The organism is Streptomyces lusitanus, assembly GCF_042647945.1.
GTDB classification, from domain to species: Bacteria; Actinomycetota; Actinomycetes; order Streptomycetales; family Streptomycetaceae; genus Streptomyces; species Streptomyces pseudogriseolus.
In genome coordinates this window covers 1-15,383 of record NZ_JBHRWL010000023.1, presented here as the reverse complement: position 1 = coordinate 15,383, position 15,383 = coordinate 1, and the positions used below count along the sequence as shown (strand labels likewise).

The 15,383-nt window shown below is 68.6% G+C and carries 14 protein-coding genes and 2 pseudogenes; 8 read left to right on the top strand and 8 right to left on the bottom strand.

Annotated elements, in window-relative coordinates; genetic code table 11:
• Positions 1–131: 131 nt before the first annotated feature.
• Positions 132–2,324 (bottom strand): discoidin domain-containing protein, encoded by a 2,193-nt coding sequence (locus ACFOSY_RS28375; protein WP_394312138.1) that lies wholly within the window; start codon positions 2,322–2,324, stop codon positions 132–134.
• A gap of 675 nt (positions 2,325–2,999) precedes the next feature.
• Here ACFOSY_RS28375 and ACFOSY_RS28370 point away from each other — a divergent pair.
• Positions 3,000–3,215: a hypothetical protein gene (locus tag ACFOSY_RS28370; protein WP_394312135.1), complete on the top strand. Its 216-nt coding sequence runs from the start codon at positions 3,000–3,002 to the stop codon at positions 3,213–3,215.
• Between the two features lie 122 nt (positions 3,216–3,337).
• Here ACFOSY_RS28370 and ACFOSY_RS28365 read toward each other — a convergent pair whose 3' ends face one another.
• The gene (locus ACFOSY_RS28365) at positions 3,338–3,886 is read right to left on the bottom strand and encodes a tellurite resistance TerB family protein (protein WP_394312133.1); all 549 of its coding nucleotides are present in this window, start codon (positions 3,884–3,886) and stop codon (positions 3,338–3,340) included.
• Between the two features lie 274 nt (positions 3,887–4,160).
• On the opposite strand from ACFOSY_RS28365, the gene ACFOSY_RS28360 reads away from it, so the two are divergent.
• A complete protein-coding gene (locus tag ACFOSY_RS28360) occupies positions 4,161–4,487 on the top strand; it encodes a hypothetical protein (RefSeq protein ID WP_394312131.1) in 327 nt (108 codons plus the stop codon).
• A gap of 1,056 nt (positions 4,488–5,543) precedes the next feature.
• On the opposite strand, the gene ACFOSY_RS28355 is transcribed toward ACFOSY_RS28360, so the two are convergent.
• The 5 genes from ACFOSY_RS28355 to ACFOSY_RS28335 form a co-directional block, all read right to left on the bottom strand.
• The gene (locus ACFOSY_RS28355) at positions 5,544–6,857 is read right to left on the bottom strand and encodes an amidase (protein WP_394312129.1); all 1,314 of its coding nucleotides are present in this window, start codon (positions 6,855–6,857) and stop codon (positions 5,544–5,546) included.
• A gap of 114 nt (positions 6,858–6,971) precedes the next feature.
• Positions 6,972–7,763, bottom strand: coding sequence for an MBL fold metallo-hydrolase (locus tag ACFOSY_RS28350; RefSeq protein ID WP_394312126.1), 792 nt, complete (start codon positions 7,761–7,763; stop codon positions 6,972–6,974).
• A gap of 77 nt (positions 7,764–7,840) precedes the next feature.
• Positions 7,841–8,692, bottom strand: a complete 852-nt coding sequence (locus ACFOSY_RS28345) for a polysaccharide deacetylase family protein (protein WP_394312124.1) — start codon at positions 8,690–8,692, stop codon at positions 7,841–7,843.
• Positions 8,693–8,757: 65 nt separating this feature from the next.
• Positions 8,758–9,882, bottom strand: a complete 1,125-nt coding sequence (locus tag ACFOSY_RS28340; RefSeq protein WP_394312119.1) for an oxidoreductase — start codon at positions 9,880–9,882, stop codon at positions 8,758–8,760.
• The gene (locus tag ACFOSY_RS28335; RefSeq protein ID WP_394312116.1) at positions 9,879–10,502 is read right to left on the bottom strand and encodes a DUF1989 domain-containing protein; all 624 of its coding nucleotides are present in this window, start codon (positions 10,500–10,502) and stop codon (positions 9,879–9,881) included. The genes ACFOSY_RS28340 and ACFOSY_RS28335 overlap by 4 nt, the downstream gene beginning before the upstream one ends.
• Positions 10,503–10,608: 106 nt before the next feature.
• On the opposite strand from ACFOSY_RS28335, the pseudogene ACFOSY_RS28330 reads away from it, so the two are divergent.
• The 5 genes and pseudogenes from ACFOSY_RS28330 to ACFOSY_RS28310 all read left to right on the top strand — a co-directional run.
• Positions 10,609–10,755 (top strand): annotated as a pseudogene (locus ACFOSY_RS28330) (methyltransferase type 11); the annotation flags it as partial.
• A gap of 537 nt (positions 10,756–11,292) precedes the next feature.
• Positions 11,293–11,538 (top strand): hypothetical protein, encoded by a 246-nt coding sequence (locus ACFOSY_RS28325; protein ID WP_394312114.1) that lies wholly within the window; start codon positions 11,293–11,295, stop codon positions 11,536–11,538.
• 296 nt (positions 11,539–11,834) lie between these two features.
• Entirely contained in the window at positions 11,835–11,978 is a 144-nt protein-coding gene (locus ACFOSY_RS28320) for a LuxR C-terminal-related transcriptional regulator (RefSeq protein WP_394312112.1), read from the top strand.
• 370 nt (positions 11,979–12,348) lie between these two features.
• Positions 12,349–12,852 (top strand): annotated as a pseudogene (locus ACFOSY_RS28315) (nuclear transport factor 2 family protein); the annotation flags it as partial.
• Between the two features lie 221 nt (positions 12,853–13,073).
• Positions 13,074–13,427, top strand: a complete 354-nt coding sequence (locus tag ACFOSY_RS28310; RefSeq protein WP_394312109.1) for a DoxX family protein — start codon at positions 13,074–13,076, stop codon at positions 13,425–13,427.
• Between the two features lie 198 nt (positions 13,428–13,625).
• Here ACFOSY_RS28310 and ACFOSY_RS28305 read toward each other — a convergent pair whose 3' ends face one another.
• Positions 13,626–14,831: an MFS transporter gene (locus ACFOSY_RS28305; RefSeq protein WP_394312107.1), complete on the bottom strand. Its 1,206-nt coding sequence runs from the start codon at positions 14,829–14,831 to the stop codon at positions 13,626–13,628.
• 64 nt (positions 14,832–14,895) lie between these two features.
• Between ACFOSY_RS28305 and ACFOSY_RS28300 the strand changes: the two genes are divergently transcribed.
• The gene (locus tag ACFOSY_RS28300; RefSeq protein ID WP_394312104.1) at positions 14,896–15,309 is read left to right on the top strand and encodes a MerR family transcriptional regulator; all 414 of its coding nucleotides are present in this window, start codon (positions 14,896–14,898) and stop codon (positions 15,307–15,309) included.
• Positions 15,310–15,383 lie beyond the last annotated feature (74 nt).

The window sequence follows — 15,383 nt, the reverse complement described above, 5'->3', positions numbered from 1 at the left end:
GCGGGGTGGGGAGAGCCAACGGGTCGGCGCTGTGGCAGCACCGGTGAGGGCCCCTCCGGGCCGGGGCGCGGGGATGTCGTCCGGCCGGAGGGGACGCGTGGCCGGCGGGCGGCCCGATCAGGGGTGGGACGTCAGGGGAAGGACACCACGGTGGACGGGACGGTCGAGGTGCCGGCCGGGACCGTGGAGGGGCCGGTGTCGTTGATGACGTGGTTGTAGTGGCCCATGCCGCCGAGGGAGACCACCAGGAGGCTGTGGAACGTCACGCCCGGTTTGACGGGGGCCTTGAAGCCGTGGTCCTGGCGGATGTTCGGGTCGACGTTGTAGTTGCAGTAGCTGCCCAGGCCCCATGCCTCGTGGGTGTCGACCGAGTCGTCGACCCGGTAGGCGGCGTACCCCTTCGTGGTGCCGTTCTGGATGGCGGCCTGGTTCGGAGCGTCGTACGCCTTCTCGTTCTGGTAGAAGATCGTCCGGCCGCGTTCGCCGTACCACTCGACGTCGTACTTGTTGAAGTGCTCGACGAACAGGCCGGTCGCCAGCACGTCGTCGCCGTTGACGCGGACGCCGTAGTCGGCCCGGTTGGTCTCCCAGCCGACGCCTTCGCCGTGGTCGGCCCGCCACACCCAGGTGTGGTCGATGATGGTGTCGTGGCTGTTGACGACCATGCTGGTGGTCGCCTTGCCCGCGCCGGCGCCGCCGATGCGGATGTACACGTCTTGCACGGTGGTGGGATTGGCCGCGTGGTCGGTGGACGCGCCCTGCGGGCCGATCTCCAGCAGGGTCGGGGAGTTGACCGGTCCGGCGTCGATGAGGAAGCCGGCGAGCCGCACTCCGTCGACGTCGGCGACCTTCATGGCGGTCACGCCGTTGTCCGGGATGATCGTGGCGAGGCCGAGGCCCAGCACGATGGTGTTCGCCCGCTCGACGGTGATGGTCCGGTCGACGTGGTAGACGCCAGGCGTGAACAGCAGGTGCAGGCCCTGGGCGAGCGCGGCGTTGATGGTGGCCGCCGTGGCGCCGGGCTTGACGACGTAGAACTTGCTGAGCGGGATCGACTCGCCCTGCGGGGTGCCGCTCGCCCAGGTCGTGCCGCGCGCGTCGGTCCGCTTGGCGGGCGCGAAGACCTTGAACTCGCCGCCGTCCAGGTAGAGGAAGGGCTTCTCACGGGAGATCGGTGTCGTGCCGAGCGTGGTGTAGCGGGGCTCGGGGAAGCTGGTGACGGGAGCACCCTCCACGCCGGAGAAGACCTGGTTCCAGACGCTGTTGGACCAGCCGCCGATGGAGCTGTCGCGGGTGTACCACTGCTGCTGCGAGTAGTTGCCGACCTGGCCGTCGATCCTGCTGTCGGCGATGTAGCCGCCGCTGGCCCAGCCGTAGCCGTTGGGTGCGAGGTTGAGGCCGCCCTTGACGTGCATCCGGCGGAACGAGGCGGCCTGGGAGACGGCCCAGCGGTTGGTGCCGTTGACCGGCTTCACGGCGAGGTTCTCCGCACCGCGCCAGAAGTTCTGCGTGGCGTTGCCGTTGAACCAGCCCGCGTCGACCGTGATGTCACCGTTGATCGTGGTGTCGTCGGGGCTGAGGCCGAGGCCGGCGATCTGGGTGTAGAAGCCGATCTGGGCGTTGAGGTTGTCGTACGTGCCCGGCTTGAAGAGGAAGGCGTGCCGGCCGGAGCCGAACTGGGCCGACTCCTGCTCCTCGAAGACCTGGTCCAGCTTGGCCTGGATGCCCGGGGTCGAGGGGTCGAAGACGTGCACGTTCGGGCCGAGGTCGCCGCCCGGCGTGACCGGGCCGGGGTCGTCGCCGGTGGTGCCGTACACCTTGAACTCCCAGAGGGAGTAGCCGTAGGGCGTGGCGCGGACGGTGCCGAGCATGCGGACGTAGCGGGCGGTGCCGGAGAGGTTCACGGTCTCCGTGCCGCCGGCGCCGGTGGTGGTGGAGTGGGCCGTCGTCCAGTCCGTACCGTTCGGGGACGTCTCGATGCGGTAGGACTTCGCGTAGGCGGCCTCCCAGCGCAGTTCGACCCGGCTGAGGGAGGCGGGGGCGCCGAGGTCGACGCGGATCCACTGCGGATCGGACGCGGCGCTCGACCAGCGGGTGCCGTCGTCGCCGTCGACCGCTGCCGTGGCCGGGGTGCCGTAGTGCTCCTGGCTGGAGGCGGTGACCGGCTTGCCCTGGGAGAGCAGGACGGGTGCGGCCTGGGCCTGCGTGGCCGGGACGACGGCGAGCAGGGCGGCGGCCAGGGCGGTGGCCAGGACGCCGACGAGGCCGCGGCGGCCGGGTCTGTGCGACGGCGGCGAAGCTGGGCGTATGCCGACAGCGGGCATGGGGAGACTCCTCGACACGGGGTGAGTGGGAGAGCGCTCTCCCGACCATGCCCGCCGTGCCTGACACGGTCAAGGTTCCGCGCAGGCTTTTCTTTTGACTTGCATTAAGTGTCGAGGGTTATGTGCGACGGCGTCCGCCCGAGACGTCCGCCGCGCGGAGTCGCCCCTCTGGCCGACGTGCGGCGAGAGCACGGTCGGCACGGCGGGCGCCTTTCGCTCAGGGCTGTCGGCGGCCTGGTCGGCGGCCGCGTCTTCCGTCGTGGCGTGAGCCGTGCTCAGCCGCCCGCCGCTGCTCTCCGGGTGGGCGCGGACGAACCACTGGAGCATGGAGCAGTTCCAGGCCGCAGTTGCTCGATGAGGATGTCCTGCGTGACAAGGTCGGAGGCCTCGGTCGCCGCCATCGCCTAGCGGTGGTCCTCGACGAGCCCCGTGTGGTCCACGTCGAGTGCGCCCCCAGATGCTCGATGGCCGCCGCCCGTCCGATGGAAGGCCACTGCCGTACCGTTCTCCTGCCGGCGGAAGACGTCCTTGAGGCCCAGACAGCCACCGCCCTGGCTCGCCCGCCCCCTCCAGGACAGCCGTACGGATTCCGCCGGGTGACGCTGCCGTGAACTTGGTTGGCGGCCGGCGTGGGGCGCAGCGTTGCCTTCACCGCGGGCAGGTGGCCGAGACGACGTGGTCGACGACGTCGTCCGTGCTGCGGCGCCCCCGGTGGGCCGCGTGCTGGTGGTCGGCGCCGTTTCCCTCGGCCCGCGGGCGCCGCCACCGCTCACGTACGAGATCGAGGTCGTCGTGCCGGCGAAGCGCCGGGGCGACGGCGCTCAGCAGCCGTTCGACCAGGGAGGCCTGAGGCGTCAAGCGTCCGGTGACCGGATCGATGCCCTGGCCTGACAGCCCGTCGCGGGCCGCGCGCCAGCTCGACCAGATACGGCCGGGGGAGTGGGGACAGCGCCAGATGGCTGTTCACCGGAGACCTCGACCACCCGCGCACCTCGTTTTGTCAGAGCCGGGACTCAGAGCTGGAATTCGGCCGGGGACAGCCCCAGCGTCACGCAGGCCTCGCGCAGGACCGTCGCCTCCGCCTGGGAGAAGTGGCCGTCCGCACCGGCGATGACCATGCCGGTCTGGATCACGGCCCGGGCCTCGGTGGGCTTCTTGGCGGCCTTGGCGATCTCCTGCATGGCCCCGGCCTTGCCGTGCTGGAAGTTCATAGTGAGCTGGTCGACATGCTTGTTGAAACGCTGCCGCAGCTGCTCCGGCGGGAAGTTCTGGAGCACATCGTTACTGAGGATCATCGACTCGACCTGCTGCCGCTCGGCCGGATCCACCTGCCCGTCGGCCGCCGCGACCAGCGCGCACACCGCCATGCTCGCGTCCCGGTAGGCACCGCTCTTCAACTCGGTCTTCAGCGAGCCGAGCTGCGTCTTCAGCACACCGATCAGCTGGGCCTTGCTGCCACCGCCGGACCTCGTCCCCCCGCTCTGCCCACCGGTGGCGCCACGCCCGCCCTGGTTCTGCTGGAGAGCCTTGGCCTGGTCCTTGAGCTTGTCCCAGACTGCCATTGAGTCACCTCGGTAATCGTCGGAAGTCATCTCGCGAACCCGCTCCCGCGCGCTCACTGGCCCAACGCCCGACCCCGGGCAAAGGTTCCGTAAAACGCGCGCCCTCTTAGCGCCTCCTTCTCCGGCGCCTGTGACCGGTCACGGGTTGACGCTCACCGCGTTGGTTCCCAGGCTGGTGGGAGGGCCGGCGGAATGGAGCCTGGTTCTGAGTGGTGGGCAGAGTGAACTTCCCCGGCTGCTGACGGCAGCGGAGACGGCCGCGCCGGTTGAGGCCGTGGAGGACGCCAGGGTGCGCATGCTGCCCGGCTACGGCGACCTCGACGCCGGCTGTGGCTGCGACGCCCTCGACCACCCCTGCGGCCACGCCACCGCCCTCGCCGACCAGCTTTCCTGGCTGCTGGACACCGACCCCTGGCTGCTGCTCCTGATCCGCGGCCGCGACGCCCTGGAGGGATTCCGCGCGGGCAGCAGACCGCGCGCGCCCGCACCGCGCTGGCCGCGGCCTGGGAGGCGGAGGAAGTCCGCCAACACCGGGCCGAGAACCCGATCCGCACCCCCGAAAAGCGATCGCAGCGCTGTTCGAGCTGACTCCGCCGCTTGACTCTGATGCGGACGAGGGCATGGCGGACTCAGCTGGGGCCTGGATTGCGACTCGGCCTGCCTACGGACGTCTGGCGGGTGAGGCGGGCCCGCTGGGCCGGGCCGAACCCGCCGACCGGCAGGAACGGTCCGAAGAACTCCCGATCCCTGTCAGTGAGTTGCGCACACGTCACGCCACAGTCCTACCAGCACCCATCCCCAGGCTTGACCACAACTGGAGACAGTCCCTAGTACGACCCGCAGGGCGAGACTTGCGGACGAGGCGGTGTGGGCCGCCTCGACGGCAGCAGCCCGAGCTCGCAGACACGAATGCCAAGTGCGAAGCGCCCGTTCGCACCCGTTCGTTCCATCGCGCGCTGAACGCGGCGTTGCACGGTCCGATGGCCGAGCGAGAGCTTGTTTCCGATGGCGGAATCGGGAAGGCCTCTCTCCATGAGTTCAAGAATTCGGAAGTCGAGATGGTCGAAGCAGCGGACGGGATCCGGAAGGTCATCCGATGTGTATCGATCCGGCACTTTCTCGCCCTTCCTGGCCCCGTCCGCGGTCGAAACTCCTCCGCACGCAGGGCAACCAATCACTCGCTCGAGCACGACCAAGCGTGGGGACAACCGCACAGGAGGCTCAGGACTCAGAATGATGTGCCGCCAGCCCTGTTGGGACGGCATGGCGCCTGGGCGCCTCCCCGTAGCTCGTGTCGGCCGGTAGATGGACCGTCACATGGCTGCATCGTCCGAAACGACGCCAGCAACGAGAAAGACATGCCACGGTCGGTAACCGAGAGGCAAGGCAAGGTTCACCTGGCGGCGTCAATGCGCCATGTTCCAGTGCAATGTGGCCGACACCGGAACCGCGGCCTCAACCCGGGGTCAGGCGAGGCCGACCGATCACGACATCGACGCCTTCCGAGGGGGAAGGGGAAGACACTACGAGTCGCGCAACACGACAGACCTGGGGACTGCTTACAGCCCTTTACCTTGATCTGAGCGGACGCTCATACAGTCCATCGGAATCCGGCGGAATCCTCCGGTGACCCCATGGCGCGATCGCATACGTCTCCTCAGGCAACGGCACCAGGCCGGACAAGGCTGTCGGCGACACTGAAGAGCACTTCTTCGCGATTCGGGGGGCAGATGAGTTGAAGGCCCACTGGCAGCCGCCCCAGATGGCCGGCGGGGACGCTGAGTGCCGGAAAGCCTGTGAGGTTCCACGGACTTGTCAGAGCCAAGAGCGTACTGCGCACGGGGTGGGACGCGCCGTTGACGGTGACCTCACGATCGCCGATCAGGGGCGCTGTGGTACCGACTGTCGGCGAGGCCAGAAGATCGAAGCGTTCGAACAGGCTGTTCATGTGCTCTCGGGCCGCTTCCCGGGCCTGGCGGGCCCGGACGAGGCGCCACCCCGGGGTCTCGGATGCGCTCCTCAGCCGCTCGAGGACTTCGGCGTCGAAGAGGTCCGGCCGGTCATGGACCCGGTCGGCGTGGATGGCGAACGCCTCGCTGTCCTGGATGGCGCGGAAAGCCTCCCGCATGCCGGTGAGAGCGTCGCACGGAACCTGCGTCACGTCGTGCTCCGCGAGAGCGCGCCGCGTCAGGTCCGCTATCGCTGATTCCACCGGAGCGTCGGGTGTTTCCGCCAGCCAGCCGACTCGTGCCACGGTTCCTGCGGCACAGTGCCGTCCGGAGTGCTGAGGGGTCAGGGATTCGACGACGAGTCTGCAGTCCCTGGCGGTTGCTCCCAGCACACCGACGTGATCGAGGCTGGGCGAGAGCGGGAACACCCCGACGGTCGACACTCGTCCGAACGCCGGCTTGTAGCCGGCGATGCCGCACAAAGCAGCAGGGATACGTGCGGAGCCTCCCGTGTCCGTGCCCAGGGCCGCGGGCACCATCCCCGCGGCTACAGCCGCCGCGCTGCCGCCGCTGGAACCACCGGCCATGCGGACCGGCTCGTGCGGGTTCCTGGCCGGGCCGTGCCAACTTCGGTCACCGGTCGGGCCGTAACCGAATTCGTGCGTCACCGTAGTGCCGATGATCACCGCTCCGGCCATCCGCAGTCGTCGTACGCACTCCGCGTCCATGACGGCCCGGTGGCCGGCGAAGTGGGCCGACCCCCTGGTGGCCGGCAGACCTGCGACATCGACGAGATCCTTCACGCCTATCGGAATGCCGTGCAGCGGCCCGCGGTCGATCCCGTCGGCGAGCTCGTGGTCCGCACGGAGCGCCGCCCTCAGTGCCCCGTCCGCGTCGACGACGGCGAAGGCACCGACCTCGCTGTTGCGATCCGCTATACGCGCCAGGGAGCGCCGGGCCAGAGCCTGGGCCGTCGTTTCGCCCTCGCGCAGTGCCGCAGCCAGCACTTCGATCTCACTCATGTCATGGTCTCCGGTAGAGGAACCCGTGATGGGATACCAGGTGGCTGCGTCGACTGCCGCAGCGTGCGAGGTGACACGCACGCCGACGACAGCCACGCAGTACGGTGTCCGTGATCAGCCGCGGCGGCCCCAGTCCAGACGCTCGGCCAGTCCGGCGGCGGTGAAGGCGGCCTGCAGTGAGTCGCGGCCCTCCGTGTAGTGGGCCCAGCTGTCGTAGTGCACGGGCACCACGCGGCGGGCGCCGAGCACTTCTGCGGCTTGGGCGGCCTGGGTGCTGTCCAGGGCGAGGCACTGGTCGTCGAAGAGGGCGGCGAACCGGGGTGCTCCGGCGAAGATGAGGGCGGTGTCGACCGGGGCGAATCGATCGGCGATCTCCCTGACCGCGTGCAGTGAGGCGTTGTCACCGCTGACGTAGACAGTGGGCAGGCCTTCACCCGTCAGAACGAAGCCGACGACCTGGCCGGTGAAGGGTTCGACCTTCTCACGCGGACCAGGACCGTGGACGGACGGCACCCCCGTCACGGTGACGGTGCCGCCGTCCGGACGCTGCAGCTCGATGGTTTCCCAGTCGGCGAGGCCCTTGGTCTTCCCGCCGAGACGTCGGCTGGCGTCGGGGGTGGTGAGGGTGAGGGGAACGCCGGAGAGCAGAGCACGGCCCGCACGGTCAAGGTTGTCGGGGTGCTGGTCGTGGGAAAGCAGCACCACATCGATGTGACCGAGGTCCGCGGGATCGCCGTCGGGCGGCGAGACCTTGGAGAGAACCAGGCCGCCGGGCACCGGGTAGTCGCCTGGGACGTCGAACGTGGGATCGGTCAGGAAGTGCAGACCGCCGTACTCGAATCGGGCCGTGGGGCCGCCGAAGACGCGGACGGGGAACTGCCCGCTCTCTGCGCAGGAAGGAGTCATTGTGTGGCACCTCATGGATGACGTGGTGTGGGCTGTGAGGCGGCGAGCGCCGAACTCACCGAGGAAGCGGAGAAACGTCAGCTCGCAGGCGTGGGCCGGACGGGGCTGCGCAGGGGCAGTGCGGCATCGGCCTGCGCCGAGAGTGCCGCGTCGGAGCATCTGACGAACCGCACGTCGCCTCGGTTCTGAGCGTGCTCGATGAGCTTGCGCAGGGCGACCGCCCGCGAGGGCCGGCCACTCAGGAAGGGGTGGTTGGTGAGATTGAACAGGCATCCGTACTGCCTCATGGCGTCCAGCTCGTCCGTCCACATCTCCAGCACCTTGCGCGGGGACTCGATCACGGAGCCGACGTGCGGGGCCGGCAGGAAGGCGTACTGCTCCCAGTCGTCAAGGGACCAGTGCACGGGGAGCTCCACAATGGTCCCGGCATCGGTCTGCAGAGAGTAGGGGCGATCATCCCCCATGAGCGAGGAGTCGTAGAGCAGGTCGTACTCGGCGACCAGCGCCGGCGTCAGCCACGTCGCCGACCAGTTCGCCGCGCGGTGCCCGGCGATCGGAATACCCTGAGCGGCGAACACTTCCATGGCCCGCTCGAAGTCCTCACGTTCCTCGGCGGCCGTCATCTCCGTGGGCGGACGGTGGTTGTAGGAGTGATGAGCGACCTCGTGACCGCGGTCGATGATGGAGGCGGCGAGCCCCGGACGTTGTTCGGCCACCCAGCCCGGCACGAAGAAGGTCGCGGGCACGCCCGTCTCATCGAGCATGTCCAGGATTCTGGGTACGCCGACATCCGGTCCGTAGGACTGATGGGACATCGTGGACGCGTGGGAGGCGTAGTGCGCTCCGTGAGCGAGGATCGGCGTCTCGGCGTCCACGTCGAAGGTCAGCGTTGCGACGGCGGCGGCTCCGCCGCGCCAGGAAGTGTCCATGCTTCGGCTCCTCTGTCCCGGCCGGCACGAAACGTGCCGGCCGGTGGAGTGGGGATGGGTCTTACTCAGGCACGCGCGTTACGGCGCCACTGCTCGGCATTGTCCAGCGAGGCCCGCGGCTGGAGCATTTCGTGGTCGAACGCCTCCAGCTCCTGTCCGCCGGCGACCTTGTTCGGGAGATCCGGGTTGGCCAGTGCGCCGCGTCCCAGGGAGAGCACGTCGGCGTGACCGCCCTCGAGGAGCTGGGCGGCCTGGTCCAGGTCGTGCATGCCGCCGTTGGCGATCACCGGGAGTCCGGTCACCTTCTTCGCCAGAGCGGTGATGGTGTCTCCGTCGTCCAGCCGCGCGGTCTCGATCCAGTCCCGGCCCTCGCTCGCGATGTGCAGATAGCCCGCGCCGGCCTCGGCCAGCGCCGTGAACACCGTACGGGCGTCCGCCGAACCGGCCCACCGGTAGTGGAAGTCGTTGACCTTGGTCTGGGAGAGCCGCACACCGAGCCAGAAGTTCTCGTCGGGAATCCGGGCACGGATACACTCGACGACCTGCGCCGTCAGCCTGATGCGGTGCGACACCGGACCTCCGTAGGAGTCGGTGCGCAGGTTCGTGTAGTCGGTCAGGAACTGGTCGAGCAGGTATCCGTTGGCCGCGTGCACCTCGACGCCGTCGAATCCGGCCCGCTGCGCGTTCACGGCGGCGTCGACGAATCCCTGGACGGCCGTCTCGATGTCCTCGTCGGACAGGGCACGGGGTGTGGGCCAGGGGCCGGAACCGCCGTACTCGGGCATCATCTCCCCCTTCGGGGGGACGGCGGACGGTCCTGCCGTGTCCGTCCGGTACGCGTTGCCCTGGGAGAGCGCGCCCGCGTGCATCAGCTGCATCACCGCACGGGAGCCGCCGGCGTGGATCGACTCGACGACCGGCCGCCACCCCTCGACGTGGGCCTCGGACACGATCCCCGGCTGGAAGAAGTAGCCCTGGCTGTACTCGGTGTCGGTGTAGGTGCCCTCGGTGATGACCAGGCCGAAGCCGCCCTGGGCGAAGGCGGAGTAGTAGCGGGCCATCGCCTCGGTGGGCGCGCCGTCCTCACTGGCTGAGACGCGGGTCATCGGAGCGACGGCGAGCCGGTTCGCCAGCTTGGTGCCGGCCAGGGCCACAGGCTCCAGCGCGGGGTGTGCGGAAGGGGTGGTCATGCGCTTTCTCCGTTCGCTATCAGCAGTCTGAGAGGCGTGGGTGCCCCGGCGTTGATGCCTACGAGGTCCTGCGGACACGCGGACACCACGAACACGCAGTCGATCTCCGCCTGGAAGGTGATGCTGTCACCCGGACGGGACGTCGCGGTCTCCCACGTGAGGGTGCCGTCCCGGCCCACGGGGATGTCCATGAAGACGTTGATCGGCTGCGGCACGAGATCGGCGGACAGCCCCAGCCTTGCGAGGGCGTCCTGCATGTTCTGGGCGCAGGAGGCGTGGTGGGCGGGAGCTGCGAGAGCCGCGTAACGAGCCGGGTCACAGGCAGCGATGAGCATGTCGTGGCGCCGTGGCGACGAGTCCTCGACAAGGGTGAGCATGGGGCGCCGCAGGCTGGTGACGAACTGCTCTCCGACTGCGGGGAAGAGGCGGTTGACGTGTGCCCGGGTGTGTGAAGCGGAGTGGTATTCCCGGACGTCGTCGCGTGCGAAGGCGAAGACGTCGCCGACCTGCTGGCCCTCGACGTCGATGATTTTGACTCGTTGCCCAGCGTCGACGAAGACTGCTCTGCCCTCGCCCGCGGGGATGTCAATGCTTTCGCATACGGGTGTTACTGGCGTCATGGAGATAAGTAAGCAGCATCCGAGGGGCGAGTGCGAGGTGGAAATCACCACCGTTGGCGCCTGATGGGTGTAGAAAGCTCCACTCCATGGCGGGCTTCGAGGACGCCTGGCCGGCGTACTCGACCAGCTGCCCGGTGCCCGTGGGATGCGCTTTGACACATCGGTGCGTGCGCTGCGCTCGGCGGCCCGAGCGCACGAACGAACCACTGCCGTGGCCTGGGGCGTCTTCCGTTCCTTTCCGTTGGCCTGCGGAGCGGTCGGGCGCATGCGGCCGCCGACCGGAAGTGTTGCGCAGTCGCACGCCCGTCCGAGGCGGGCGTGCGACTGCGCATTCGCCCCCACCCGGCGCAGGTGGGCGGCGACTGACCTCGACCTCAATATGTGACGTGTATCACATACTGTCACGGTGACCGACGGAGCGGTGTCTTGAGGTCGAGCCCGCGGTGCAGGGCTCGCCGCAGGTGGCGAATCGACCACCGATCGCCGTGAGAAGGCATCGCTTCACCACTGCGAACGCGGAGGGCGAGGTGGTGGACTTGTTCTGCTCCTGATCCCAGGATCTGCACCTCCTTCGAAGGCGGATTGGGGCCATGTGCGGAAGGGAAACGTCGATGGAATTATGCGCTTCGCTGCTCGATGACCCGATGGCTGTGCGCACTGCGCGCCGGTTCACAGTCAACGCCATGAGTAAGCTCAAACCGTCCGCTGCGGACGATCGGGCCGGCCGTGAGGCAGCTGTACTGGTGGCCTCGGAGCTCCTGATGAACGCTTGCAAACACACCCCGGTGTCGTGAGCCCGCGTCTGAGCTGGGACGGCAGCGCAATGACGATCGAGGTCGACGACAAGGACGGCAGCGTCTGTCCGCCCGCGATCGTCCCCACGGCCAAAAGCGGGGGACAGGGCGAGACCGGGCTGTCCCTTGTGGACCGGCTGTCCGAGCTGTGGGGCACCTCTTCCCGCCCGTCGGGCAAGACGGTCTATGCCCGGGTGCGGCTCGTGACTGGTGCGGCCCTCTTCCGCGCAGCTGTGACCTGAGGGAAGTGAGGGCGTGGGGTCCGCATCCGTGCGGCGAAGGGGCAGCCAGCATTATTGGAGATTCCGGGTGAAAGACATATCGGAGACGTCAACCTCATATCCGCACCCGTGTACGGACGACCTGGACGTCCGCATACTCGGACTCATGGGTGCCGGAATGCACGACGCGGCGATCGGCAGAAGGCTGGACGTGGGCCTGCGAACGGTCCAGCGTCGTGTCGGAAGAATGATGGAAAGGACGGGGAGCCCGAGCCGGTTCGCCTTCGGGGTCACTCTCTACCGCACAGGCGTGATGCGTGTGTCACGGTTCGATTCGTCCACTCGATATCTCACCCCGGACGGTGGAGGCGCACATCGACCACATACTCAACAAGCTGGGCTTCGCCCCTCGGGCCCAGATCGCGGCTTGGGCGGCCGCCCACAGCAGCAGGGCACTGTGACATAGGCGGTGAAGTGTCCGGCAGTCCTCCAGGCCCTCGATGCCGTCGGGCGAGGGCCGGTGAGCCCGCTCACAGCGCATGGCCGCATGTCACAGCCGCGCAGGGTGTTTCGTCTCAGGGAGCATGACGAGCACGAAGAAGACCTCGGTGCTGGTCACCGGCGGCAACACAGGACTCGGTCTCGAGACGGCCAGGCGGCTCGGTGAGCTCGGCTGAACCATCTTCCTCGGCTCGCGCGACGAAGGCCGTGGCCGCGCCGCGGCGGAGAAGCTGGGTGCCGACGGCGTGCACGTGGTGACGGTCCCGCTCGACGTCACGTCGAACGCGTCGGTCGCAGCCGCGGTCGAGCTGGTCCGCGGGCACACGGACCCGGCAACTTGCCGTACGGGCCAGGCGACACATGGTGGAGGGGCGGCCCCGCTTCGACGCGGACCAGCGCGAACGCGACAGGCTGGCCGGGCGATTCTTCGATGCGCTTCGTGAAGGTGACGTCGACGGCCTGCGTGACCTGCTCGCCGCGGATGTGTCCATGGTCGGTGACAGCGGTGGTAAGAGCCCTCAGCTGGCCAGGAGCGTCATGGGCGCCGACAACGTGGCCCGGCTGTTCGCCGCCTACTTCCCCCGGCTCGTGCGCATCGACGTGACGTGGAAGCCGCACGAGGTGAACGGCCAGCCGGGCGCGATCTTCCTGGACCGGGACGGCAAGGTTCTCACCGCCATGGCCCTCGACATCTGTGAAGGGCAGATCCAGACGATCTGCTCGGTGACCAACCCCGACAGACTCAAGCACATCGGCCCAGTGGCGGACGCCTGGGCGATCAGCCGCGAGGCCAGCCGGGCAGCCCGCCAGGCGCGGCGGGAGCCGGGCAGCTAGCCACAGCCCAGTGCCGAGGAGATCGGCATGAAAAGAGAGCGGCCGGCAGCCGCACGGCCGCAGGACGCTCGCTGCCTGGGCGGGCGGCGCCCTCACCGAGGCGTCACGAGACAACGCAGTCCTCTTCGGCGGCTGATTGGCCGCCGTGCTCACGATACTCAACTCACATTGCGCGACCGGGAGTCAACTCACGAACGGGCGCTCTTTGGATTGCCGCCGGATTGCTGTCCGCGGTCGCCCTGGCCGGCGGCATCAGCAAGACCTTCATTCCCAAGGGGAAACTGGCCGCGCAACACGGCGGGGAATGGACGGAAGGCGCAGGCGTCGGCTTCGTCAAGAGCCTCGGAAGCCTCGAACTCCTCGCGGCGGTCGGCCTGGTTCTGCCCGCCGTGCTCGACACCGCGCCGGTCATGGTGCCGGTGACGGCCGCTTGCTGGATCGCTCTCATGGCCGGTGCCATGATCACCCACGGCCGTCTCGGTCAGTTCAAGCTGGTGCTGGTCAACGCGGTCTACCTCGCGCTCGCCGTCTTCATCGCCTGGGGCCGCTTCGGCTCCTGGTCATTCGGTAGCTGACAACGTACGGGTCTGCCCACCCGGTGGTTCGAGCCGTCACCTCGGGCGCAGGCGCAGACACGCGTTCTGCGGCCGAGGTGGCGTCAACGTCCGGGACACCGTGGACCGTGCCGGAAGCCTCGGTGCCTTCCGTGATCCGGGAGGCCCTGTCGGCGGACGGAGCGGTGCACGGGCTGCCAGGGCGAACGGAACGGTGACTCAGTTTGACCGCCCGGCCGGGAAGCCATGGGCGCGGGCGCCGACGACGACGATCAGAGTCGGCGCGAGAAGGACCAGGACGCTCCAGGGGAAGGATGCGGCGCCGAGCAGGTCGAGCAGCACGCCTCCGACGACACCGCCGGCAGCCATGGCCACGTTCCACAGAGTCACGAGCATCGCCTGCGCCGCGTCGGCCTGGTCACGGCCGGCGTGCCCGGCAGCCGTCTGCAGGAGCGTCGGTATGCCGCCCCACCCGAGGCCCCACAGCAGTGCGGCGAGGTAGACCAGTGCAGGGCTGTCGGCCACCACCGCGAGGAGGATGGCGGCTGCACCGACCAGAAGTGTGCCGGCGACGGTCAGGCCGCGCAGCCGGCGGTCGACGAGGGCACCGGTGATCCAGATGCTCAGCAGTGAGGAACCGCCGAAGACCAGCAGCACCAGGTCGGTGCTGTCGGCCATACGGACGTGTGCGAGAAAGGGCGCGATGTAGGCGTACAGGATGGTGTGGGCCAGGACGAAGACCAGGGTCACGAAGAGAACCGGAACGACACCGGGGACGCGCAGCGCGTGACGCATCGGAGCGTGAGCTTCCTGGCGGCGCCCGGGGTAGTCCGGAACAGCAACCATGATCCATACGATCAGGGCGACAGCGAGAGCGCTCATGACAAGGAAGACAACCTGCCAGTTCACCGCCTGCCCCATGAAGGTGCCTGCCGGGACGCCCAGGGAAAGGGCGACCGGGATGCCGGCCATGGCAACGGCGATGGCCTTGCCCTCGAGGCCGGCTGGGGCCATGCGGCGGGCGTAGCCGGCCAGCAGGGCCCAGGCCAGGCCCGCGGCCACGCCGGCCACGAACCGGGCGGTCATCGTCAGGGGATAGTAGGTCGACAGAGCCGTGACGGTGTTGGCGACGGCGAATCCCGCGATGGCGGTCAGCAGCAGGCGCTTACGGCGCCACCCGGCGGTCGCCGCGGTGAGCGGAATGGCTGTGAGCGCGGTGCCGAGCGCGTAGATCGTGACTGTCTGCCCTGTCGCGGACTCGCCGACGTGCAGGTCGGCGCTCATCTCGGGCAGAAGCCCGGCGGGCAGCGTCTCCGTGAGGCTGGTGATGAACACCGCCATGGCCAACGCGAGGAGAGCCCCGACGGGCAGTTTCTGCTTCTGGATCTGCGCGCCGGAACCGACGGGCACCTGCTGAGTCGTCATGCGGATATGCTCGAACCTTCACATTGATGTGAGGGTCAAGCGGACTTGCTATGAGGTAGCACACATGCGGATCGGCGAGCTGTCACAACGGACGAACACCAGCCGGCGGCTGCTGCGTTACTACGAGGAGCAGGGGCTCATCGTCGCGGAGCGTTCCCCGAACAGCTACCGCGAGTACGACGAGCGATTCGTGGATCGCGTACTGCAGATCAGAGGGCTGCTCGACGCCGGGCTGCCCACCCGGATCATCAAGCAGATCCTGCCCTGCCTGGACAAGCCACGAGTGATCTACTTCCCCGACGCCACCCCAGAGATGATCGCAACCCTGGAAGCCGAACTGGAACAGATGAACCAGCGCATCGAGTGCCTGGTTCGCAACCGGGACGCGGTGGCCGAGTACTTGGAGTCGGTGCGGGTGCACCGCGGCAGGCGTGAATACGACGCCGAGCCCATCGGCCAGGACGGTCCGACCGTGTAGCAGGCAGACTTCTGGCCTTGTGAGGCTGGTGGATTCTCCACCGGAGGCGGGGGGAGTGTGGTGGAGTGGCCATG

Excerpts from the sequence above, each read along its gene's own strand:
- ACFOSY_RS28345 (WP_394312124.1), bottom strand. The coding sequence starts at position 8,692 with ATGGACACTTCCTGGCGCGGCGGAGCCGCCGCCGTCGCAACGCTGACC.
- ACFOSY_RS28375 (WP_394312138.1), bottom strand. The coding sequence starts at position 2,324 with ATGCCCGCTGTCGGCATACGCCCAGCTTCGCCGCCGTCGCACAGACCC.
- ACFOSY_RS28335 (WP_394312116.1), bottom strand. The coding sequence starts at position 10,502 with ATGACGCCAGTAACACCCGTATGCGAAAGCATTGACATCCCCGCGGGC.
- ACFOSY_RS28305 (WP_394312107.1), bottom strand. The coding sequence starts at position 14,831 with ATGACGACTCAGCAGGTGCCCGTCGGTTCCGGCGCGCAGATCCAGAAG.
- ACFOSY_RS28355 (WP_394312129.1), bottom strand. The coding sequence starts at position 6,857 with ATGAGTGAGATCGAAGTGCTGGCTGCGGCACTGCGCGAGGGCGAAACG.
- ACFOSY_RS28340 (WP_394312119.1), bottom strand. The coding sequence starts at position 9,882 with ATGACCACCCCTTCCGCACACCCCGCGCTGGAGCCTGTGGCCCTGGCC.
- ACFOSY_RS28350 (WP_394312126.1), bottom strand. The coding sequence starts at position 7,763 with ATGACTCCTTCCTGCGCAGAGAGCGGGCAGTTCCCCGTCCGCGTCTTC.
- ACFOSY_RS28365 (WP_394312133.1), bottom strand. The coding sequence starts at position 3,886 with ATGGCAGTCTGGGACAAGCTCAAGGACCAGGCCAAGGCTCTCCAGCAG.
- ACFOSY_RS28300 (WP_394312104.1), top strand. The coding sequence starts at position 14,896 with ATGCGGATCGGCGAGCTGTCACAACGGACGAACACCAGCCGGCGGCTG.